Origin of the sequence: Streptomyces sp. NRRL F-5755 (assembly GCF_001279365.1) — a bacterium.
In the GTDB taxonomy this organism is placed as follows: domain Bacteria; phylum Actinomycetota; class Actinomycetes; order Streptomycetales; family Streptomycetaceae; genus Streptomyces; species Streptomyces rimosus.
On the sequence record NZ_LGCW01000290.1, the window covers coordinates 1 to 23,085 of the forward strand.

General features: G+C 73.1%; 10 protein-coding genes. 1 reads left to right on the forward strand and 9 read right to left on the reverse strand.

Annotated elements, in window-relative coordinates; genetic code table 11:
• The 5 genes from ADK86_RS30280 to ADK86_RS30300 all read right to left on the reverse strand — a co-directional run.
• Positions 1 to 11,671: non-ribosomal peptide synthetase (locus ADK86_RS30280; RefSeq protein ID WP_159393997.1), on the reverse strand; the 11,671-nt coding region annotated here is incomplete at its 3' end.
• 4 nt (positions 11,672 to 11,675) lie between these two features.
• Positions 11,676 to 12,344, reverse strand: a complete 669-nt coding sequence (locus ADK86_RS30285; protein ID WP_234346095.1) for a 2OG-Fe(II) oxygenase — start codon at positions 12,342 to 12,344, stop codon at positions 11,676 to 11,678.
• Between the two features lie 361 nt (positions 12,345 to 12,705).
• Positions 12,706 to 14,331 (reverse strand): ABC transporter substrate-binding protein, encoded by a 1,626-nt coding sequence (locus ADK86_RS30290; RefSeq protein ID WP_053699481.1) that lies wholly within the window; start codon positions 14,329 to 14,331, stop codon positions 12,706 to 12,708.
• 21 nt (positions 14,332 to 14,352) lie between these two features.
• Positions 14,353 to 16,491 (reverse strand): hypothetical protein, encoded by a 2,139-nt coding sequence (locus ADK86_RS30295; RefSeq protein ID WP_053699482.1) that lies wholly within the window; start codon positions 16,489 to 16,491, stop codon positions 14,353 to 14,355.
• A 117-nt stretch (positions 16,492 to 16,608) separates the two neighbouring features.
• Positions 16,609 to 17,091 (reverse strand): hypothetical protein, encoded by a 483-nt coding sequence (locus ADK86_RS30300; RefSeq protein ID WP_053699483.1) that lies wholly within the window; start codon positions 17,089 to 17,091, stop codon positions 16,609 to 16,611.
• Positions 17,092 to 17,576: 485 nt separating this feature from the next.
• On the opposite strand from ADK86_RS30300, the gene ADK86_RS30305 reads away from it, so the two are divergent.
• Positions 17,577 to 18,629 carry a hemopexin repeat-containing protein gene (locus ADK86_RS30305; RefSeq protein WP_053699484.1) on the forward strand — a complete coding sequence of 351 codons (1,053 nt, stop codon included), beginning with the start codon at positions 17,577 to 17,579 and terminating at the stop codon, positions 18,627 to 18,629.
• Positions 18,630 to 18,848: 219 nt separating this feature from the next.
• Here the strand turns inward: ADK86_RS30305 and ADK86_RS30310 are convergent, their stop codons facing one another.
• From ADK86_RS30310 to ADK86_RS30325, 4 genes are all read right to left on the reverse strand, one after another.
• Positions 18,849 to 20,408 (reverse strand): SpoIIE family protein phosphatase, encoded by a 1,560-nt coding sequence (locus tag ADK86_RS30310; protein ID WP_234346096.1) that lies wholly within the window; start codon positions 20,406 to 20,408, stop codon positions 18,849 to 18,851.
• Positions 20,409 to 20,656: 248 nt separating this feature from the next.
• Positions 20,657 to 20,887 carry a cold-shock protein gene (locus tag ADK86_RS30315; protein WP_003985015.1) on the reverse strand — a complete coding sequence of 77 codons (231 nt, stop codon included), beginning with the start codon at positions 20,885 to 20,887 and terminating at the stop codon, positions 20,657 to 20,659.
• A gap of 219 nt (positions 20,888 to 21,106) precedes the next feature.
• Positions 21,107 to 21,307: a DUF1918 domain-containing protein gene (locus tag ADK86_RS30320; RefSeq protein ID WP_053699485.1), complete on the reverse strand. Its 201-nt coding sequence runs from the start codon at positions 21,305 to 21,307 to the stop codon at positions 21,107 to 21,109.
• A gap of 134 nt (positions 21,308 to 21,441) precedes the next feature.
• Positions 21,442 to 23,079 (reverse strand): DUF2079 domain-containing protein, encoded by a 1,638-nt coding sequence (locus ADK86_RS30325; protein ID WP_234346097.1) that lies wholly within the window; start codon positions 23,077 to 23,079, stop codon positions 21,442 to 21,444.
• Between the last annotated feature and the right edge of the window lie 6 nt (positions 23,080 to 23,085).

Here is a 23,085-nt window from a genome sequence, read left to right on the forward strand (position 1 = left end):
CCACATCCCGCCACAACGGCCCCAACGACCACCCATCAGCGGCGATGTGATGCACAAGCACCACCAACACCGACTCATCCCCGCCGCACTCGAACAACTGGGCCCGGAACGGAATCTCCGCCGCCAGGTCGAACGCATACCGCGCGGCCCGCTCCGCCTCGGGCAACGTGGCCCCGCCCGATGTCACCGTCAGATACGACCGGCCCGCGTCGTGGTCGCGCACCACCTGGTACGGCTCGCCGTCCGCGCCCTCGGCGTACACCGTCCGCAGCACCTCGTGCCGAGCCACCACGTCGCCCAGCGCCGCGTCCAACGCGTCCGTGTCCACCGTGCCGCGCAGCCGCAGCACCAGCGGCACGTTGTAGCCCGCGCCCGGCCCCGCCAGCCGGTGCAGGAACCACAGGCGCCGTTGTCCATACGACAGGGGCAGCCGGGCGGGCCGTTCGGCGCGTACGACGGCGGGGCGGGCGGTCGCCGCGCCGTCCACGCGCCGGGCCAGCGCGGCCGGGGTGCGCGCCTCGAACAGGGCGCGGATGGTCAGCTCGCGGCCCAGCGCCGCGCGGGCGAGGCCGATGAGCCGGGTGGCGAGGAGGGAGTGGCCGCCCAGGTCGAAGAAGTCGTCGTCGGCGCCCACCTCGGGCAGGCCGAGCACATCGGCGAACAGGCCGCAGAGGATTTCCTCGCGGGCGTCGCGGGGCTCTCGTCCGGTGGTGGTCCGCCCGGGTTCCGGCAGCGCTCGCACGTCGAGCTTGCCGTTGGGGGTGAGGGGCAGCGTGTCCAGCACGACGACCGCGGAGGGCAGCAAGTGGGCGGGCAGCCGCTCGCTCAAGTACCGCCGCAGTTCGCCGGGGTGTGGGGCGGCTGCGTCCCGGGGCACCGCGTAGGCCACCAGCCGCCGGTCCCCCGGCCGGTCCTCGCGTACGACGACCGCCGCCGTACCGACCTTCGAATGCGCGGTCAGCGCGGCCCGCACCTCCCCCGGCTCGATACGGAAACCGCGCAGCTTCACCTGCTCATCGGCCCGCCCGACGAACTCCAGCTGACCATCCTCCCGCCACCGCACCAGATCACCGGTCCGGTACATCCGCTCCCCCGGCCGCCCGTACGGACACGCCACAAACCGCTCCGCCGTCAACGCCGGACGGTTCAGGTAACCCCGGGCCAGCCCGGCACCCGCCACATACAGCTCCCCCGTCACCCCTGTAGGCACTGGCCGCACCCCCGCGTCCAGCACGTACACCCGCATACCGGCGATCGGCGTCCCGATCGGCGGAACGCCGTCGCCCTTCAGCGGCGCGGACATCGTCACGCACACCGTCGCCTCGGTCGGCCCGTACACATTGGTCATCGAGCGGCCCGGTGCCCAGCGCGCCACCAGCTCGGCGGAGCATGCCTCGCCCGCCACCGCGAGCACGGTCCGCGGCGGTAGCGCGTCGGGCGGCAGTCCGGCGAGGACGCTCGGTGGCAGCTTCAGGTGGGTCACGCCGAACCGGGCGACGGCTTCGGCCAGTTCCCGGCCGGCGAGGAGGGTGTCGGCGGGGGCGACGGCGAGGGTGGCTCCGGAGAGGAGGGCGGTGCACAGGTCGGACACGGAGGCGTCGAAGCCCGGCGAGGCGAAGAGCAGGACGACGCTGCCGGGGCCGCTGCGGAAGCGGGTGATCTGCGCGGCGGCGAGCGCGGCGATGCCCTCGTGGGTGACCTGTACGCCCTTGGGTCCGCCGGTGGAGCCGGAGGTGTGGAGGACGTAGGCCGGGTGCCGCGGCTTGAGGGGCGTGATCCGTTCGGGGCCGTGGAGGGCGCTTGCCGGAAGGCCGGCGAGTTGAGCCCGGGTGGCCGGATCGTCCAGTACGAGGCGGGGCTCGGGGGCCTGCGGCAGCAGTCCAGAAGTGGTGCTGTCCGTGAGCACCAGCGCCGGGCGGGTGTCGCGGAGCAGGGCGGTGGTGCGCTCGGCCGGGTGGGACGGGTCGAGCGGGACGTAGGCGGCGCCGGTCTTCAGGACGGCCAGCAGCGCGACGATCAGTCCGGCGGAGCGGGGCAGCGCCAGGGCCACCGTCCGCTCGGGGCCCGCGCCGTGCGGGACGAGCAGGCGTGCCAGCCGGTTGGCCGCCGCGTCGAGTTCGGCGTAGGTCAGCACGGTGTCGGCGCTTCGTACCGCCGTGGCTCCGGGGGTCTGGGCCGCCTGGGCCTCGAAGAGGGCGGGCCAGGTGCGCGGTGCGGGGAGGGGGCCGGGGGTGGTGCTCCAGGTGTGCAGGAGGCGGGTGCGTTCCGGGGGCGAGAGGACGGGGAGGTCGCCCACGGTGCGGTCCGGGTCGCCGGCTGCCGCCTTCAGGACGCGGACCAGGCGGCCCAGGACGGCCGCGGCGGCGCGTGCGTCGAACACATCGGGGCGGTGGCCCAGTTCGAGGCGCAGCCGATCGCCGGGCAGGACGGCCAGGCTCAGCGGGTAGTGGGTGCCGCTGGTGATGCGGGGTTCCGTGGCGCGCAGCGGGCCTTCGGGCCCGGTCGGCTCGCCGGGGAGGTTCTCGAAGACGAGGAGGGTGTCGAAGAGCTGGTCGTGGCCGCAGAGGCGGTGCAGTGCGGAGAGGCCGAGGTGCTGGTGGGGCAGCAGTCCGGCCTGCTCGTCCTGGAGACGGGCCAGGGTGCGGGCGAAGGGCTGGGCGGCGTCGAGCCGTACCCGTACCGGCACGGTGTTGTTGAACATGCCGACCATGTCCTCGACGCCCGGCACTCCCGGGGGCCGCCCGGCGACCGTGGCGCCGAAGAGGATGTCGTCCCGGCCGGTCAGGCAGCGCAGCACCACGGCCCAGGCGCCCTGCAGGACGGTGTTCAGCGTCAGGCCGTGGCGGCGGGCGAGCGTGCGCAGGTCCGTGGTCAGTCCGGCGGACAGGGTGGCCCGGACGCGTTCGTGCTCCACGGTGCCGTCGGCGGCGTGCCCGGCCGCCACGAGGGTCGGGCCGCCCACGCCGGACAGTGCCTGCTGCCAGGCCGCTTCGGCCGTCGTACGGTCCTGGGAGGTGAGCCAGCGCAGATAGTCCCGGTACGGGGCGGGGGTGGCCAGGCCCGTGGGGTCGCCGCCCGCCGCGTGGACGGCGAGCAGGTCCCGCAGGACCAGCGGCCCGGACCAGCCGTCCATGATCAGGTGCTGGGCGGTCAGCAGCAGCCGGTGGTGGCCGGGCCGGAGGCGGAGCAGGGTGAGCCGCAGCAGGGGGCCGTGGGCGGGGTCGAAGCGGGTGGCGCGTTCGCGGGTGGCGATGCGTGCCGCGCGGACGGCCTGTTCGTCGCCGGACAGGTCCGCGAGGTCGTGCTCGGCCCACGGGAGGGCGGTCGCGCGCGGGTGCGGCACCACCTGTACGGGGGTGCGCAGGCCGTCGTACCGGAAGGCGACGCGGAGGGCGGGGTGGCGTTCGAGGAGGCCCTGCCCCGCCGCGCGCAGTGCCGCCGGGTCGAGGGGGCCGTGCAGGTCGACGGCGAGCTGGCTGGTGTAGACGTCGGGGGCCTGCTCGTCGTAGAGGGCGTGGAAGAGCAGCCCTTCCTGGAGCGGGGTCAAGGGCCATACGTCGGCCAGGTCGGGGCAGTCCCGTGTCAGCCGTGCGGTCTCGTCCTCGGTGAGGGCGACGAGGGGGAAGTCGGTGGGAGTGCGGCCGTCGGCGTCCGGCGCCGTGGCCCGGTCCGTGAAGGCGGTGAGCAGGCCGAGCCAGGTGTCCGCGAGGTCGCGTACCTCGTCCTCGGTGAACAGGGCGCCGGGCCAGGACCAGGCCGCCGTCAGGACCGGACCGCCGGGCCCGTCCTCCGCCAGCACGTCCAACTGGACACAGTGCGCGGCTGGCAACGCGGGGTCGGCTCCGCCGGTGATGCCGCCGGAGCCGGGCACCGGTGACCAGTCCCCGGTGTTGCCGGTGAGGCGGCCGAGGTAGTTGTAGCCGATCAAGGGGCGGGCGCCGCGGGCGAGGGCCGAACCGGTCTGCGGATTGAGGTGGCGCAGCAGGCCGTAGCCGATGCCGTTGCCGGGAACCGCGCGCAGTTGCTCCTTGACGCGCCGGTAGGCCCGGTCGAGCGCGGGGCCGCCGGAGCGGAGCCGGGCGGCGTCGGCGCTGCCCGCGTCCAGGCGTACGGGGTGGACGCTGGTGAGCCAGCCGACGGTCCGCGCGAGATCGGCGCCCTCCCCCGTACCGGTGTCCGGCTCCGGCCCGTCCTCCGGGGCCTCGCGGCCGTGCCGTTCGATGTCGAGCAGGACGGCGGTGTCCGGGCAGCCCGTACGGCGACGGCGCCAGTCGGCGACGGCGAGACCGAGGGCGGTGAGCAGGATGTCGTCGGTCCGGCCGTGCAGGGCGGCGGGCACCGGGCCGAGCAGCGCGGCCGTCCGGTCCGGCGGCAGGGTCACACTCAGCTGCCGTACGGTGCCGGACAGGTCGCGTGCGGGGTCGTACGGTACCTGGGCCAGGGGCGGTTCGGGGGCGTCGAGCATGCCGGCCCACAGGGGGAGTTCGGCGATGCGGTCGTGGTGCTCGGCCAGTGCGGTGAGCCTTTGGGACCAGGCGCGCAGCGAGGTGCCCACCGGTTCGAACGCGGGCGGGCGCCCGGCCGCGGCGGCTTCCCAGGCGATCTTGAGGTCGGGCAGCAGCACTCCCCATGACACGCCGTCCACCGCGAGGTGGTGAACCGTCAGGAGCAGCCGGCCCGGCCGGTCGGGCCCGGCGTCGAACCAGACGGCCTGGACGAGGCCCGCGGCCCGGCCCGACTCCGGGTCCAGCCGGTCGCGGGCGGCGTTCCTGTGGTGGCGTACGGCGTCGTCGAGCGCGGTGGCGTCCAGGCCGGTGGCGTCCACCCGGTGCACGAGGTCCGGGCCGGGCTCCGCAGCGGTGTCCGTTTCCGTTTCCGTGCCCGGCGGGGCGATGTCCAGGCTCCAGACCACACCGCCGACCCGGGTCAGCCGCAGCCGCAGCGCGTCGTGGTGGTCGATCACCGTGCGCAGCGCGGTGGCGAGGTGGCGGCGGCCGAGGGCGGGCGGCACCTGGAGCAGCACCGACTGGTGGCAGCCCGCGACCGGACCGCCGGTCTCGCGGAGGGCATGCATGACGGGGGTGAGGAGCAGCGGTCCGCTGTCGTGCCCGGCGGGCGAGACGGGCACGTCGGCCACGCTCCCCGCCTGCGCGGCGAGGGCTGCGACGGTGGGGTGGCGGAAGACATCGCGCGGGGTCAGGGCGAGTCCGGCCCGCCGGGCCCGGCTCACGAGCTGGATGGCGGTGATGCTGTCGCCGCCCAGGTCGAAGAAGCTGTCGTCCGCGCCCGCCGCGCCGGTGTCCAGGCCGAGCACCTCGGCGAAGAGGCGGCTCAGCGTCCGCTCCCGGTCGTCGCGGGGCGCCCGGCGTGCGGAGGCGGCGGCGTAGTCGGGCAGCGGCAGGCGGGCGCGGTCGAGTTTGCCGGCGTCGGTCAGCGGCAGCGCGTCCACGGCGACGACCGCGGCGGGCACCATGTGCTCCGGCAGCCGTTCGGCCGCGTACCGGCGCAGCTCCCGCGGGTCGGCGGTCCGGCCCGCAGCGGAGGTCACGTACGCCACCAGCCGCCGGTCCCCCGGCCGGTCCTCGCGTACGACGACCGCCGCCGCGCCGACCTGCGGGTGCGCGGTCAGCGCGGCCCGCACCTCCGCCGGCTCGATACGGAAACCGCGCAGCTTCACCTGCTCATCGGCCCGCCCGGCGAACTCCAGCTGCCCATCGTCCCGCCACCGCACCAGATCGCCGGTCCGGTACATCCGCTCCCCCGGCGGCCCGTACGGACACGCCACGAACCGCTCCGCCGTGAGCGCGCTCCGGTCCAGGTAGCCGCGCGTCATCCCGGCGCCCGCGATGTACAGCTCCGCTGTGACGCCGGGCGGCGCCGGACGCAGCGCGTCGTCCAGGACGTACGCGCGGACGCCACCCAGCGGTCGGCCGAGGGGCAGGGCCTGGCCGTCCGGCAGGGGCCCGTCGAGGAATCCGGCGACCACGAACACCGTGGTCTCGGTGGGGCCGTAGGCATGCACGAAGCGCGCGCCGGGCAGCAGTTCGCGGCCTTCGCGCGCGGTACGGACGGTCAGGGCCTCGGCGCCCAACTCGACGCGGCGCAGGGCCAGTTCCCCGGCGAGGCCGGAATGTTCGCGCAGCGCGTGCGTCAGCTGCTCGAACGCCGTCGGGGTCTGGTGGAGCTGGGTGACACTTTCGCGTACGAGCAGCCGCAGCAGCTCCACCGGGGCGCGGCTCTCCTCGTGCGGTACCACGACCAGGCGGGCGCCGTGCAGCAGCGGGCCCCACATCTCCCAGACCGAGAGGTCGAAGGTGTGGGAGTGGAGCAGCGGCGTGACATCGCCGGCGCGGAAGTCGAGGCCGGGCGCGTCGGTGAACAGGCGGGCCACGGCGTGGTGCGGGACGACGACGCCCTTGGGCACACCGGTGGAGCCGGAGGTGTGGATGACGTACGCCGGGTGGGCGGGGAGCAGCGGGCGGATGCGCTCGTGGTCGTGTACGGGTGTGTCGGGGCACTGGCGGAGGGCGTCGGCGAACTCCGGGCCGTTCCAGAGCAGATAGGGGACGGGGGATGCCTCCGTCGGTGTGCGGGTGGTGAGCAGCAGCACGGAGCGGGCGTCGCCCAGGATCTTGTTGTTGCGTTCGACGGGCTGGTCTGGTTCCAGGGGCACGTAGGCCGCACCGGTCTTCAGCACCGCGAGTACGGCGGTGACGAGGTCGGCCGAACGCGGCAGCTCCAGCGCCACGAACCGCTCGGGCCCGGCGCCCCGCCCGATGAGCAGCCGGGCCAGCCGGTTGGCCGCGGCGTCCAGTTCACCGTAGGTGAGGGTGGTGTCCTGGAAGGTCAGGGCCGGTGCGCCGGGCGTACGGGCCGCCTGGGCCGCGAACAGCTCGGGGAGCAGGGGGGCGGGCGCCGGTGCCGTCGGGGCTGCCTGCTCGACAAGCGGCTCGTCCGGCGGATCGGTGCGGGGTTTGTCCGCCGGATCGGTACGGGGTTCGTCCGCCGGACCAGTGCGGGGTTCGTCCGCCGGATCGGTACGGGGTTCGTCCGCCGGACCAGTGCAGGATTCGTCCACCGGATCGGTACGGGGTTCGTCCGCCGGACCAGTGCAGGATTCGTCCACCGAACCGGCGCGGGGCTCGTCCGCCGCAGCCGTCCCCCGCTCCCCGCGCTCCCCCGCCATCCGCGTGTCCAGGCCGCCGACCGGCCGGTCCGGATCGGCGGCCATGTCCGTCAGCAGGCGCCGCAGCCCGTCCAGGAGCTCTTCGACGGTGGCGCGGTCGAACAGGTCGGCGTTGAAGTGGGCGGCCCCGGTCAGCGTGTCCGCGCTCGCCTCGCGGCCGGGCGTCTCCGTGATGCTGATCTCCAGGTCGGTGACGAGTCTGCCGGTGTGCAGTTCCCGGGCCTCGGTGGTGGTGCCGGACAGCTCCGGCGCGGCGCCGGGCGCGTTCTGCCAGACCAGCAGGGTCTGGAACAGCGGGTGGCGGTCGTCCGTACGGTCCGGCCGGAGCGCGTCGACGACCCGCTCGACGGGCACGTCCTGGTGCGCGTACGCCTCCAGGCCGGTTTCCCGTACGCGGGCGACCAGGGTACGGAAGCCGGGCGCGCCCGAGGTGTCCACGCGCAGCACCAGCGTGTTGACGAAGAAGCCGACCAGGTCGTGCAGCGCCTCGTCGGTACGGCCGGCGACGGCGACGCCGATGGGGATGTCCTCGCCCGCGCCCAGCCGGGTCAGCAGCGCGGCGAGCCCCGCCTGCACCACCATCGACACGGTCGCGCCGCACTCCCGCGCCAGGTCGCGCACGGCGCCCAGGAGCGCGCCGTCCCACCGGAAGCAGCAGGTCCCGCTGTGTCCGGTGGGGTTCTGCGGGCGCGGCCGGTCGTAGGGCAGCGCGATCCGCTGCGGCAGTCCGGCGAGCTTCTTCGTCCAGTAGGCGAGTTGCGCGGCGGCCGTGGTGGCGCCGGTTCCGTCGTCGGCGTCGAGCAGGTCGCGCTGCCACAGGGTGTAGTCGGCGTACTGGACGGGCAGCGGGTCCACGTATGGCGGGCGTCCCTGGACGCGCTGTCCGTAAGCGTGCGCGAGGTCGCGCCACAGGGGCGCCAGCGACCAGCCGTCAGCGGCGATGTGATGAAGCGTCAGGGACAGCAGGTGTTCCTCGGGCCCGAGCGCGAACAGGCGGGCCCGTACGGGAAGCCCGGCCGCGAGGTCGAAGCCCCGGCCCGCGGCGTCCCGTACCTGGTCCGGCAGGGCCTCCCGGGTGGTCTTGGTGACCGGCATCTCCAGCCGTACGGCGTCCGCGGGCAGGACGGACTGGCACGGCTCGTCGCCGTCGTCCGGGAAGACGGTGCGCAGGGCCTCGTGGCGCGCCACGAGATCGCGCAGCGCGGCCGTCAGCGCCCGCCGGTCGAGCGGTCCGACGATGTCGAGGGTCAGCGGGACGTGGTGGGTGGGGCGCGGCCCTTCCAGGTGGTGCAGGAACCACAGGCGGCGCTGCGCGAAGGACAGCGGCAGCCGCTCGGGGCGGTTGTCGCGGGCCGTCGGCGCGGGGCGGCGGCGGCCCGCGGTGGTCACCCGCGCGGCCAGGCCCGCCGGGGTCGGTGTCTCGAACACCGCGCGCAGGCCCAGCTCCGTACCGAAGACCGAGCGGACCCGGTTGACCAGCCCCGTTGCCAGCAACGAGTGCCCGCCGAGGTCGAAGAAGTTCTGGTCGGGGCCGACCTCGGCGAGGCCGAGGGTTTCCGCGAACAGGCCGCACAGGATTTCTTCGCGGGCGTCGCGCGGGACGCGGGCGCCGGGGTCGCGGAGTGTGGCGGCGTCCCGGTCGGGCGCGGGCAGGGCCTGCCGGTCCAGCTTGCCGTTGGCGGTCATCGGCAGCGCGTCGAGGACCAGGACGGCGGAGGGGACCATGTGGTGCGGCAGCCGGGCCGCGACGGACTTGCGGACGGTGCCGCCCAGCGCGGCGGTGGCCCGGCGCCGGGCCGGTTCGCTGGTCAGCGCCCGCAGGGAACGCGCGTCGCCCCCGGCGCGTACCGACGGGAGGTAGACGTCGGTGTACGCCACGGGTTCCGCGTCCCCGTCCGTGCGCCGGCGCGCCGTACCGTCGCGCTCCGGCTCGGGCAGGAACACGGCGTCCAGGCTGCCGTCGTCCGCCTCGGACCAGGTGACCAGGGCGCGGTAGCCGACGCTGGCGGCCAGGTCGTACAGGTCGTCCGGGTCGGCGCCCGGTGCGGCGCCGACCGCGCCGGACTCCTCCCAGCGCGCGTTGGGGATGCGGCTCACCCGCAGGGCGCCGGGCAGACCGGTACGCAGCCGGTGCACCAGCGACGGCAGGCCGGGCATCTCGCTCCCCCACCGCACCCGGGGCGCGTCGGCGAGGGAGACCACCGGGACCGGGCCCTTGCGCAGCACCACGTCATAGCGGTAGCGGCTCAGCTCGTTGCGGTACCGCCCGCGTTTGACGCGGATGTCCACGGTGCTCAGCGCGGGCAGCGCGCCGTCGGCCAGGGCGGTGAAGAAGGCGGGGGCGACGAGCAGTTCCTTGTCGCCCGCCATGCTCCGCCGGACCGCGGCGGCCAGCGCGGCGTCGTCCCCGGCGCCGCCGCGCGTGCCGGTGCGCTGCCGGTGCAGTGCGGTGTGGAAGCGACGGGCCAGCCGGAGGTCGCGTACGTCGCCGACGAACAGGGCGCCGCCGGGCGCGAGGCGGTCGAGGGCACCGCGCAGGACGGCGAGGAGGTACCCGGTGTCGGGGAAGTACTGCGTCACGGAGTTCAGCACGACCACGTCGAAGGCGCCGTCCGGCAGGCCCCGCGTGTCGTGGGCGGCCTGGCAGGTCAGCGTGGTGCGGGCGGCCAGCCCGTGGTCCGCCGCCAGCTTGCCACGCAGTCCGTTGACGGCCTCGGCGGACAGGTCGGTGCCCCAGTAGCTCTCACAGTACGGGGCCAGCCCGGCCAGCAGGAGGCCGGTGCCGACGCCGATCTCCAGGACGCGGCGCGGCCGCAGGGCCCGTACCCGCCCCACCGTGGCGTCCCGCCACTCGCGCATCTGCTCCAGAGGGATCGGCCGCCCGTCGGCGCTGCTCCGCCAGCCCGCGAAGTCCTCGCCCAGGGCCACGGGCCGGTCCGCCGAGCCGGCGTACAGGTCGTCGTAGACCTGCTGCCAGACCCTCAGCGCCTCGCCGGTGCCCGGCGTGTGCCCGCCCGTGGGGTCGGCGGGGGCGGGGTCCGGGCACGGTACGACATAGCCGACCAGGCCGGGGCCGCGGACCGCGTCCCGGTGGACGGCCACCGCCGCCTGTGCGACGTCCGGGTGGGCCGCGAGCGCGGCTTCCACCTCGCCCGGCTCGACGCGGAAGCCGCGGATCTTGACCTGGTCGTCGGCGCGGCCGGCGAACTCCAGCCCGCCGGGCCCGCGCCGCACCAGGTCGCCGGTGCGGTACATGCACGCGCCGGGCGGGCCGTACGGGCAGGCCACGAAGCGTTCGGCGGTGAGCCCGGGACGGCCCAGGTAGCCGCGCGCCAGCCCGGCGCCCGCGACGTACAGCTCCCCCGTCCCGCCGGGCGGCACCTCCCTCAGGCGGTCGTCCAGGACGTACAGCGCCAGGTCGGGGATGGCCGCCCCGATGACGCTCGCGGCGCCGGGCCGGGCGATGTCGCGGCCGTAGGCGGCATAGGTGGCATGCACGGTGGTCTCGGTCGTGCCGTACATGTTGACGATCCGCGGCGCGTCGTCCGGATGCCGGGCGTACCACTCGGCGAGCCGGGCGGGGTTGAACGCCTCGCCGCAGAGGACGACCGTCCGCAGCGTGGTCTCCCGCAGCAGCCCGGGGTGCTCGCGGTCGGCGGCGAGCAGCGCGGCGAAGGCGGTCGGCGTCTGGGACAGGACGGTGACCCGCTCGCGGGCCAGCAGGGCCAGGAACTCGGCGGGCGCGCGGCTGACCCGGTACGGGACGACCACCAGCCGGCCACCGGTCAGGAGCGCGCCGAAGAGCTCCCACACGGAGACGTCGAAGGCGTGGGAGTGGAAGAAGGTCCAGGTGTCGTCCGGGCCGAAGCCGAACCAGTGGGCGGTGGAGGTGAGCAGGCGGACGACGTTGCGGTGGCTGATCACCACGCCCTTGGGGGTGCCCGTGGAGCCCGAGGTGTGGATGACGTACGCGCAGTCGGACGGGTCCGGCCAGCCGCCGCGGTCGACGGAGGTGAGGGGCAGGTGCGAGGCGTCGGCCAGCAGCAGCCGGGTGCCGTCGTCGTCGAGCAGGACCACGGGCACGCCGTCCGGGCCGGTCTCGGCGGGCAGGCCGCCGCAGACCTCACGCGCCGTCAGTACGGCGACGGGCGCGGTGTCGCGCAGCAGGAAGGCGATGCGCTCGGCCGGGTACGCGGGGTCCACCGGCACATAGGCCGCACCGCACTTGAGCACCGCCAGGACGGCCACGACCAGGTCCGCGGTGCGGGGCAGCGCCAGCGCCACCCTCCGCCGCGGGCCGGCGCCGCGGCCGAGGAGGACCCGGGCCAGCCGGTTGGCGGCGGCCTCCACCTCCGCGTACGTCATCCGCACGTCCCCGCACACCACGGCGACGGCGCCGGGCGTCCGGTCCGCCTGCCGGGTGAACAGCTCGTCCAGCGTCGCGAACGAGAGGTCGCGGGCGGTGCTTCCAGAGGCGTCGGCCACGGGATCAACTCCAGTACTGCAGGGGCTCGCCGGGGCCCTTGCAGGCGATGAACGCGGCCATGCCGACCCGGTGCCCGCCCCGGGCCGGGGTGACGGCGTGCAGCATCCGGAGATAGACGTTGGCGACCAGTTGCTCGGTCACCCCGGCGATCTCCGGGGCGTCCGTCTCCTGCCCGATGTGGTCGGTGTGCGGCTGGAACACCGAGGTCATCGGGTGGAGCACGCGCAGGGCGCCGACGAAGCACGGACGGCCGCGCAGGCGCAGCAGGTCGGCGCCGGACGGCCAGCGCTCCTGGAGGAGCAGCCGTACGTGGTCCACCGGGGACAGACAGGGCGCGAACAGGGCGCGCACCTCGTTGATCGAGGGCAGCGCGGCGTCGTGGTAGCGGGTGGTCAGTTCAGGGTTCCACGCCGTGTCGACGTGCGGCATGAACACCCGCCCCACCGTGCTCGTGCATTTCTTGTGATAATTCCCCAGCGCCTTGTGCCGGACGGCTTTCCCGGCCACTTCACCGGCGATCCGCCGGTCGCAGAAGCCGGGTACGTGAATGGCGGCGATCTCGTGGCGGGGCAGCCGCAGCAGGGAATCCCGGGTCAGTTCGCGGGCGAAGTCACCTTCTGCGGAGGCGGCGGCCGCGACGCGTACGCCAGGGTCCGAGGCAGTCGAAGTCACGTCGTCACACTCCACTCGACGGTGCACGGCAGGGAGAATTCCGGGCGGCCGCCGGCAGCTCACCGCACGACCGCCCCCGGTCCCGTGAACGGGAAAGCCGGGGTGCTGCCGGAGGATATGAGCAACACCCCGCTCCTTTCCGCTCCCGGCCGCGTGCACACCGCTTCCGGGTACCGCGGGCACGTCCGGAAACCAGACTCCCGCGCCGCGCCGCCGGCCACACCACACTCGCGCCCGTCCCGTCACATTGAGGGAACGCGCGAGCCCGCCATGGACGGGTGCCGGTGGAAAGACCTTCCGACAAACTGCGGAGATGAAGGAAAGCCCGGAAAGGCGCGACCGGCCCGTTCTCCGGCGCGCCTCAGCCGGTACCGCTGGGCACCACGCAGTCGGCCGGCTGCGGCTTCTTCTCCGGCCAGCCCAGTCCGACGAACGCCACCCGGCGGGTGGCCGGGTCCAGCTGGACCACGGCCACCGGCTTGTCGTAGGCGTTGCCCGCGTTGGTCAGGCAGATCCAGCCGCTGGTGCCCACCACCCGGTAGCGGGCCTCCAGCCGCGGCCACTGGGCGGCGACGCGGGCGCGTGTCGGCACCGTGCCGGCAGCCTGGGAATTGGCCAGGAAGACAGCGGCGGCGATGGTGCGTACGCCGTCGTGGACCAGCATCGTCCGGGAATCCTCCAGGTCCACGTCCCCGATGTCACCCGCGTCCTGCCGCCGGATCAGGCCGTTCAGTTCCCGCAACTCCTTTTGTGGTTCCGTCAGGTACGCCGGCCGGTCCCCGGCCGCCGGTGCCCGGCCCGTGCGCGCCCGCTGTTCCTTCTCCCACTGGCGCAGGGACGCGTTCCAGGCGTCCGGGTGGCCGGGGGCCGCGTACTGCACGGTGACCGTGGCCCCGCCCCCGTCACCACCCCGCAGTTTCTCCCAGTCGGCCACGCTCATGTACCGGTCCAGGGTCGCCGCGCCCGACCCGCTGACGACGGTGTATTTCTTTCCGTGGCACGGCACCTGAGCCAGCTTCAGGGCGAACAGCCGCAGATGGACCGGGCGTCCCGCGAAATAGACCACTTTCGCGTCGGATTCACAGATGTTCTGCCCGATCGTCGTGAAGTCGTTTCCGGTGTCGCCCGGGTCGTTGATGCCGGGCGAGGTGTACGGCTGGTCCTGCGGGCCGGGCGGGCCGGGTTCCGGCTTGCTGAACGCCTTGGCGAGCGATTCGTCGTAGATGTCGTTCGGGCGCATGTCCTTGACCAACACGGTCTCCGCGTCCCTGAGGCCACCGTGGAAATTGGCGAGCGCGGCCGCCTGCTTCCGGTTGGTGGGAATGATCCGGGCCAGCCCCGGATACTTCAGTCTGCTGCCGTTGTCGGCGTTGGCGATATCGTCGGCGCTGACCCGGCTGGCGAGCACCGGGATGTGGAGTTCATTGGTCAGCCGGTCGATGGCCGTCCTGGTGTTGCCGAGGCTGAGATTGAACCCGGTGACGGCCCGCAGGTTGTCGCGCCGGGAATCCGCCATCGCGGCGAGCCGGTCCACCACCTTTTTCTGCTGGGCGTAATCGGCGCCGGGGTTGGCCAGCACCAGCCGCAGCAGCGGCTTGTTCTCCGTACGGTTGGCCCGCCACTGTGCCAGATAGGCGCCCTGTAATTCGCTGCGGAGCTGTTTGCGTTCGGCGGCGGACTTCGGTTGCAGGGGCAGCATCATCGCGATGGTGACGAGGTCCTGTTCCTGCTCAAAGACACGTTTGTTCTCCTCGCCGATCGCGCTGGCCACCTCCCGGATCTCCCTGGTCCCGAAGTCGTATCCGGAGCCGCTGACGCCGACGCATTCACCGGCGCTCCGCTCGACCCCTTCCGCGCAGTATTCGGGCGCGCCGATGCGTCCCGGCAGGATGAGGGCGAGGGGGACGACGACGGCCAGTACGACGAGCACCGTGCAGACCTTGCGGATCAAGGTGGCCCAGAACGTGTTGTACAGCCAGTTCAGCACTGCCGCACCCTCCCCTGTCGCCTAGCCGATGTGTCTCGTGCACGTACACGGTCTGAGCGGCTGCTTGCCCGCGAGCCGGTCGCTGAAGTCGCGGGCCGTGTGGGTCAGCGTCCCCGCCCCGGCCTCGGGCTCCTCCCCCAGCCGTTCCAGCAGCTTGGGCAGGGTGTCGGTCACGGCGTCGTCGAGGCTCTGCGTACGGTCCTCGCAGAGCCATATGGCGTGCAGCAGCCGGTCGATGCGCTTGCGCCGCACGTCCCCGGCGATCTCCGCGTCGCCCAGGGCGCGGGCCCGCCGGTCGTCGGGACCGCCGAGCAGCGGTGCCTCCGCGATGGCCAGCAGTTCTTCGCACCACTGCCGCGCGCTGCGGATGAGGAACGTGCGGTCGAGGTAGTCCGTGACCGTGTCGGCGTCGCCGGCGGCCAGGTGGTGGTGCATGGCGTGGGCGGCGGCCGAACCGAAATGCTCGTCGGCGGTCTCGTCGTCCAGGGCGCGGTAGTGGTCGCGCAGCAGCAGATGGTCGCCGCGCCAGGCCGCACCGTCCGGCCGCAGGCGGTGGAGGCGCCGCATGAGCAGGCGGCGCAGGCCGAGGTCGCCGATGAAGTGGCGGGGGCAGTGCGGCCAGCCGCTGTCGCCGAGCAGTTCCCCGATCCGGTACGCCGACAGGCGCTCGTCCCGGCCCGCCTGCACCTCGCGCATCAGGACCTGCGCGCATGCGGTGTCGTGTGCCACCGACAGGTGGCTGAGCAGGTCGAGCCAGTGGCCGCGCTGTTCGGGCGGGAGTTCCTCCGGAGGCTGCCGGCTGATCAGCTCGTCCAGCAGGAGGTCCGCCACCGGGCGGCCCTCCGCCTCCTCGCCCGCGCGCACCCGGGCGTCCAGCAGGGCCCAGTCGGTGCCGTCGTCGGGCTCCCGGAACGACAGGGACGCGGTCGCCTCGCCCAGCCGGGACACGAACAGCGGGCGCCCGCCGCTCAGCCGGTGGATGCCGCTGTCGATACGCAGCCGGGCGGCGTTGGCCACTCCCTCCTGCCGCACCCGCAACCGGGCAGTCTCGCGCGACTGCTGGTCCCGGGTCAGCACCGGCATCCGCACGAGGAGGACGCCCCGCGACAGCGGGGTGAGGCCGGGCACGCCGCCGGCCGGGCGGCTCCACCGCGGCAGTCCGCCGTCGGTGGGCTGCCAGCTCACCGGCGCGTCGTCGCCCGTACCACCGGGGCCTCCGGCGTGGTACAGGAACCGTCCGCCGTCCGCGCGCCGCGCGGTCGCCATGACGACCAGCCGGTCGTACAGCCCCCGCTCCCGGTCTTCCAGAACGGGCTTCAGCAGTCGCCTGCCCAGGGCGTTGTCCGCGTGGTCCAGCAGCAGGGCCGGGCGGCCCGCGCGGGCGAGGCGGCCGAAGAGCGATACGTACGCGGCCTCGATGTCCGTCCGCAGCGCGCGGAACAGGAAGCCCTCCGCGACCTCGCGTGCCTCGCCGCCCTGCTGGAAGTGCGAGGCCAGCGAATGCAGCCCCAGCTTGGGGTGGCCGCCGGCGCCGGTGTACTCGCCGTAGCACGCGGCCAGCACGGCCTTGCCCTCCTGGGAGGTACGGGCGAGCAGTTCGTCGAGCACGGCGTTGATGAACGGTACGGCTCCGGGGTGGGCCACCAGCCCGGCGACGACACCGGCGTAGGCCCGGCCCGCCCGGTTCAGCACGCCGCGCCAGAAGGAGCCGCGCGGCAGCAGTTCGTCGTGCCGCTGCACCTCGCTGACCAGGGTGGCCGTGTCGGCGAGCGGGTCGCTGGCCGCGACCGCCGCCAGCCCCGCGTACAGGCGCGGTGTGGCGACCGGCCCGCCGTCGCCCTGCCACGCGCCGAACTGCCGGGCCACCTCGCGCAGCACCTCGGTCGTCACCGAACGGGTCCGCGCCTGCTGCTCCGCCTGCTCCCGGTACACGGTGAGGCCGCAGTCCACGTGCGCCGTCGGTACGTGGCGGCCGAACTCGCCGCGCACGCAGCGCAGAAGCCGCCCCTTGCCCATGCCCGGGCCGCCGACGAGCAGGACCACGGGCAGGTCCGGGCCGTAGAGCGGCTTCCGGTTGCGCCCGGCGCAGGTCTTGCCCAGCAGCCGGGCCAGCAAGCCGTCGTCGTCGAGCAGCTTGTCGAATCCGAGATCGTCAGGCACGGGCCCCCCGAGGCATCCTGTCCGCACCGCCGTGATGACACGTCAGGTTAATGCAGCACTCCGGGCTTTAGGGAGAGATGCGCCCGGCCAAACCCGCGGCCAAGGCCCGGCCCTCGGTCACTCCTCTTCGGCCTCGCCCACGGCGCGGGTACGGCCGACCAGCCGCTCGTAGCGCTGCCGGGCCGCCTGCGGGGTGCCCAGCCCCAGGCCGAAGGCCACGTCGGGCCAGGTCATGCCCCGTCCGCGCGCCATCCGCAGCAGTCCGGCCTCCAGCTCGTCCAGCTCTCCGCGCACCAGCGGGAGCAGGCTCAGCGCCGCGGTGATGTCCGCCCGGTCCACCTCCGGTTCGCTCTCGTCCCGCCGCGCCGCCCCGCTCATCAGGAACGCCACCAGCCGGACGGCTTCGTGCGGCGCGAGAACCGTCGGGTGCACCTGCCGCGCGCGCTGCGCGTCGGTCGCCGCGTGCCGCTCGGCGATCCGGAACAGCGACGCGTGCACCCGCTGCGCACGCGCCTGTTGCGGGTCCGGCAGCGAGAAGGGGTCCGCGCCGGGGGCGTTGCCCTGGTCGGAGGTTTCCGGGGTGTCGGGTGTGGAGGACATGCGTCGAGAATGGAGTCCGACACAGATGCCTGTCAACGACTTATTGTGAACGCTTTGTTTGCCCTTCGTCCCGCAGCGAAGAGAGATGCCAGCGCCGACAGGGGCCCGGCGGAGTGCCCGGGTGGCTGAGGAAGAAGTGATATGTACCGGTATCGGACAGATTTGCGCTGCGGGCTTTCTGCGCTTCCGGGCGGAAATCCGGCAGAGATCGTCCCCCGGCCCGGGAAAGCTCGTGGTGGGCGTCGACGGCTGCGGCCGGGCCGGTGACCGCACCTTGCCGCGGCACGGCCCGAAGCCGACGGCGCCCCGTCACCGTCGCCCTGACTCCCTTGGCTCCGCCCGGCGGGGCTCCTGACGTCCGGGGCGATGGGCGGCAGCGCGGTACGGCAACCGGGCTGTGCCGGACACCCCGCCCCTGGCGTCTTGGAGGATCCATGACGATTTAGGCCACCTTCAACCGCTCCCAGCTCAAGTGGGACACATACATGTTCCTGGGTGATCAGTACCTGCTCTACAGCCTCACCGACAACGTCGTGCGCGTCGGCCCGCGGGCCATCGACGTGGGCTGGCCGGGCCTGCGGGACACCCAGTTCGCCCGTGCCATCGACGCGGCCGTCCCCTTCTCGTGGCGCCTCAACCCCTTGGCGATGGACCTGCCGATCGAGAAGGACTACCTTTACATCTTCCGGGGCGACCAGTACGTGCGCTACGACGTGGCGAACGAGCAGATCCTCTACGGTCCCCTGGAGATCGCCCCGCTGTGGCCTGGCATGAAGGACGCCGGGTTCGAGCGGGACCTCGACGCGGCGTTCCTGGACCAGGCGGACGTCCCCTTCGGGACCGTGGACACGTACTACTTCTTCAAGGGCGACAAGTTCGTCACCTACGACAGCCTCACGGACCGGGTCAGCGGCGGCCCCTACAGCATCGCCGCCAAGTGGCCCGGACTGAAGGAGACCGGGCTCGACCGGGACCTCGACGCGGTGGTCTACCAGATCATCCCGCCCGCGGTGCTGGCCGGGACGAAACGCCGGCTGTGCTACTTCGTCAAGGGCGACCAGGTGCTCCAGTTCGACCTCGACGAGTGGAAGCCGCTGAGCGGCGCCCGTGGCATCTCCGACATGTGGCCCGGCCTCAAGGGCACCGAGTTCACCGCCGCCTCGCCCGCGCCGCCCTACCCGCCGGTCAAGGCGCGCGCCGACTTCCGGATCAGCTTCGTCAACGACGGCGAATACGAGCCCGAGCCCTACGGCGCGATCACGCTGGACCTCAAGGACGGCGGTTACTTCCGCATCTGGACCCAGAAGAACCTGGGCAACTCCACCCCGACCCGGAACAGCGTGGCCACCTCGATGAACCTGCCCTTCACCGCGAACGACATCGCCAAGGTCTCCTGCTGGGTCGACGAGTACGACCTGACCAGCGGTGACGACTTCCTCGCCCGCGGCACCAAGGACTTCACCGGCAACGGCTCCTACACCGTGAGCAGCGACGACGGGCACGTCACCGTCGACGTCACCATCACCCCGGCGAGCTGAACCACGCCTGGCCGGTCCCCGCCGTGGGGTGCTCACGGTGGGGACCGGCCTTGCGCTCTCCGGCCTCCGCTGCTGGAGGGGGCGGACCGGGGCGCCGTCGTCACCGGCCTTTTACCGCCGGACGACCCCGGCCCGCCTGGGCCTCGTTCTTCTTCCCCGAGGAACGAGGCGAGTCGATACTGCCCGCCGCGGATGCCGCCATGCACACCGCGGCGACGATCACCCGGACAGCCCAGCCGGGTCGCGCGGCGGGGCCTCGGCGGTCTGTGCGGCGGCCGTCAGCAGGGTGAACCACACGGTTTTGCCGGTCGGGCCGGGGCGGGTGCCCCAGGCGTCGGCCAGCGCCTCGACCAGCATCAGGCCGCGGCCGTTCTCCTCCGCGTTGTCCGCCAGCCGGGCCCGCGGCCGCGGGGTGCTGCCGTCCGAGACCTCCACCCCCAACTCGCGGGCGCTGTACCAGACGCGCAGGGTCAGCGGCCCGGGCGCGTGGCACACGGCGTTGGTCAGCAGTTCCGAGACCAGCAGCAGCGCGGTGTCGGCGAGTGCGGTCAGGCCCCACCACCGCAGCGTCCGCCGCAGGAAGTACCGCCCTTCGGGGACCGACGACGGCCGGCCGGCCAGTTCGACCGTCGTGGTGTCCAGCGGAGCGGCAGGGAAGCCGACCAGCAGGAGCGTCACGTCGTCGGCGTACGTGGCGGTGCCGGGAAGCATCGTGTGCAGGACGCGGTTGGCGGCGTCCTCCAGGTCCGGGGTGGTGGCGAAGACCTCGCGCAAGGTCGCGGTGAGCAGGTCCAGTTGCGCGTCGATGTCGCTGTGGGGCGTTTCCACCAGGCCGTCGGTGTAGAGGGCCAGGGTCGTTCCGGCGCGCAGCGGCAGCCGTACCTGCTGGTGCGGTACGCCGCCCACACCGAGCGGGATGCCGGTCGGCACCGGCAGGGCGCTGACCGCACCGTCCGGTGCGACGAGCCAGACCGGCAGGTGTCCGGCCGAGCAGGCGGTCACCTCGCCGAGCGCCGGGTCCGCCTCCAGGTAGGTGCAGGTGACGAACTGTTCCGGCAGTCCGCGCGTGAACGTGTCCAGCGTCTGGATCAGCTCGCACGGCGGTGTCCCGGCCAGTGCCAGCGCGCGGGCGGCGGAGCGCAACTGCCCCATGACGACGGCCGCGTCCAGGCCGCGCCCCATGACGTCCCCTATGATCACGCCGACCCGCCCGGCGCCGAGGTCGATCAGGTCGAGCCAGTCGCCGCCCACGCCCTGCCCCTGGGTGGAGGGCAGATAGCGGGTGGCGGCGCGGGCGCCGGGGATCTGCTCGGAGGCGCCCATCAGGCGCAGGGCCAGCGCGATGTGCCGCTGCTGCGCGTACAGTTCGGCCAGTTCCCGTTCGGCCTTCTTGCGCTCGGTGATGTCGCGCACCGTGGAACAGACGCCGGTGATGACGCCGTTACGGTTGCGGATCGGCCACAGCGACACGTCCACGTCGAGAATCCGGCCGTCGCTGGTGGCCCGCCGGGTCTCGTAATGCTCGATCCGCTCACCCCGGCCGATCCGCTCCAGCAGATCCGCCTCCTCGTCCTTCAGATCCGGCGGAATCAGCAACCCGATATGCCGCCCCACCACCTCCTGCGCCCGATACCCGTACAACCGCTGCGCCGCCGCGTTCCAGAACGTGACCTGCCCGCCCAACGTCTTGATCAGAATCGCGTCCTGCGAACACTCCACCAGCCCCCGGAACAGTCCCTGCTCACCCGCGGCGTTCCGCAGGGCCTCCATTGCCGTCATCGGTGCCTCATCTCGCCTGACGCATCCGCTCCCGGGCAACGGGTGTGCACTCGCCGTTGCGCCACCCGCGGCCGGCTGCCGGATACGTCCCCGCCGTCCCCGCAGACCCATTCCTGCGGAGGGTGCGGTCATTGGAGCACGCACGGTGCGACCTCAACGGGTTTGTTCAGTTTTGGACGCTACTGGCCTGAGCCCTGCCACTTTCCCGCCCGATTCCGTATGGATCCGGACTGACGCGGCGGGGCTGTTCAGGACGGGGAGCGGTCCTGCGGCCGGAGGCGGTAGATGTTCTCCGCCCGGATGCCTTCGAAGTCCTCGACGAGATTGAAGGAGACGCTCTCCCCCGACAGCAGCGTCCGGGCCCCTTCGGCCCCCTGGATCGCCGAACGGTAGGCCAGCACGTCCGGGCCGCCGCCGCTCTGGGCGACCAGGCCGGCACCACGTTCATGGTCGAACCATTTGACGATGCCATGGGGCACAGCGATCACCTCTGCCGAGCGGAGCGGTCGGTACACCCAACGAGTGCCCCCTCACCGGTGGTTAAGGGAGCGCACTCACCGGCGCACGTAGCTCGCGCCCGGCGCCCGGGCAGTCCCTCATCCAGGCGTACGGCGTCTTTGCTCCGGAGCCTGTGCCGGTGCCCGGGTCCGCGTCCGCGCCCGGGTCCGCGCCGGGATCCGACCGCCCGGCGCGTCCGTTCAGGAGCGGCCGCCGCCCCGGCGGTTGTCGACGACGCTGTCCGGACCGGGCGTCATGATCGTCTCGTGCCCGTTGTCCGCACGGACCCGGTACGGCGGATTGCCGTCCTTCCCCAGCACCTCGACGATCTCCACCACGCGGTCGCTGTTCCCGACGGCCCGCCCGTGGACCACCAGGCGGTCTCCCTTACTGGCGTGCATGCGGCACCCTCTCTGCAAGTCCGAACCATTGGTAAAACCGCACTTCTGCGGGGGAAACCCTAGTGGTGCGTGCGGAACGGCAGAGGGCGCACAGCGCGGGGCATTCAGGTGGTTGCGGCCGAATCCGCATCGGCTCATCCGGTGAACAGGTTCCTGCCCAACGCCGGGTCGGACATGTCTTTCACCGGTGTGCTGTCCGGCCCGGGTACGCGCGTGCCGGGAACCACGGCCGTCCTGTCCACCCGGCACAGGAGCGCCACATCACCTTTGGCCCAGATACGCCGGTAACCGTTCGCCAGAAGCAGTTCCTGGCGCTGTTTCAGCTGCGCGGGCGAAGTGAATGGAAACGTGGTCTCCGCGGTTTGCAGAACGACATAGTCGGCGCCGCGCGGCGCCGCGTCGAGAATCATCGTACGGGTACGCGCGGTCAGCCGTACGGCCACATTGTTGTCCGCCTCCACCGTCGCACCGTCCGGTACCCGCCCGGCGGCCTCGGCCAGAGCCTGGCCACGCGCGGAGGGCACCCAATGATTCGGGGTCACCAGCACGGCGAGGCCGAGACAGCAGGCGACCACCGCGTTGAGCCCCACCGCGCACACCCCGCCCACGGCCACTCGCCGCCGAAATGCCCGCCCTTCCCCCTGCGCCGCGCGGTGAATGCGCGCGGCGGTTTCCACCGCCGCGGTCAGCAGGAACGGCCAGGCGAAAGCATCGTAATGGTGGATCACCGGCCAGTGGTGGGGATTGTCGGACAGGACGCGTTCGGCGATCAGCGGAAGGGCACACAGCGTGGTGGCCGAGCCGAGCGGCAGGAACAGCAGCGTGGCCACAAGCCAGAGGATCAGCCCGGCTTTCACCGGGGTGCCGAATGCGACGGCGAGGAAGGCGCCCGGATCGGTCACGGCGCGGTGCGCCAATTCGGCGAAGTCCGCGCCGACTTCACCGTAACTCCAGTAATACTGCCGGGGTCCGCCCATCGCCGGTATCAGCGCACCCACCGTCACGGCCGTCATGGCCGGTCCGAGCACCAGAAGGGCCGCGCCCGTCAGTCGGGCGCGGCCCTCGCCCCCGCGCCGGTTGCGCCACAGCAGAACGGCGCCGTACATACCGACGACGAGGCCGAGGTCCTCCTTCGTCAGGCACAAAAGGGCGGCACAGACGCACACCGCGCCGTAGCGCCGCGCGAGGCCGCGCTCCAGCATGAGAAGTGTGAACGGAACCGCGAAGGCGACCTCGTGAAAGCCATTACGGGCCGCCATCAGCAGCGGCCAGCCGACCGCGTAGGAAAGGGCGCCCAGAAGGGCCGCCCGATCGCGCGTGGCCGGTACCGCGTGCGCGAAACAGCGCAAGGCGATCCGGCGGACGGCAGGTGTCCCGGCGGCGAACAGCGCGGACTGGGCCAGTATCAGCACCCGCGGGTCGTTCCACACCCAGTACAGCGGGGCCAACAGCGCCAGGACCGGCGAGAAATGGTCGCCGAGGAGGGAGACCAGCGGCGGGAATTCGTGGTGCACATTCTTGATTTCGGAGCGCGGCAGCTCGAACCGGGCGTACGCACGCACACCCTGGTCGAAGATGCCGAGGTCGAATCCGCCGACACCCGCCGTATGCCACATCTGGAGACCCAGCCCGCAGGTGACGGCGAAACACAGGAGGGTCGGCCAGAAGGACGCGGGAAGGCGGGTGCGGAGTTTCCCGCGCAGGCCGGAAAGACCGGAATGCGTACGCTGATGGCCGGTTCTTTCCGTAACGATGAGCGGGTTGGTGATCACCCGTGC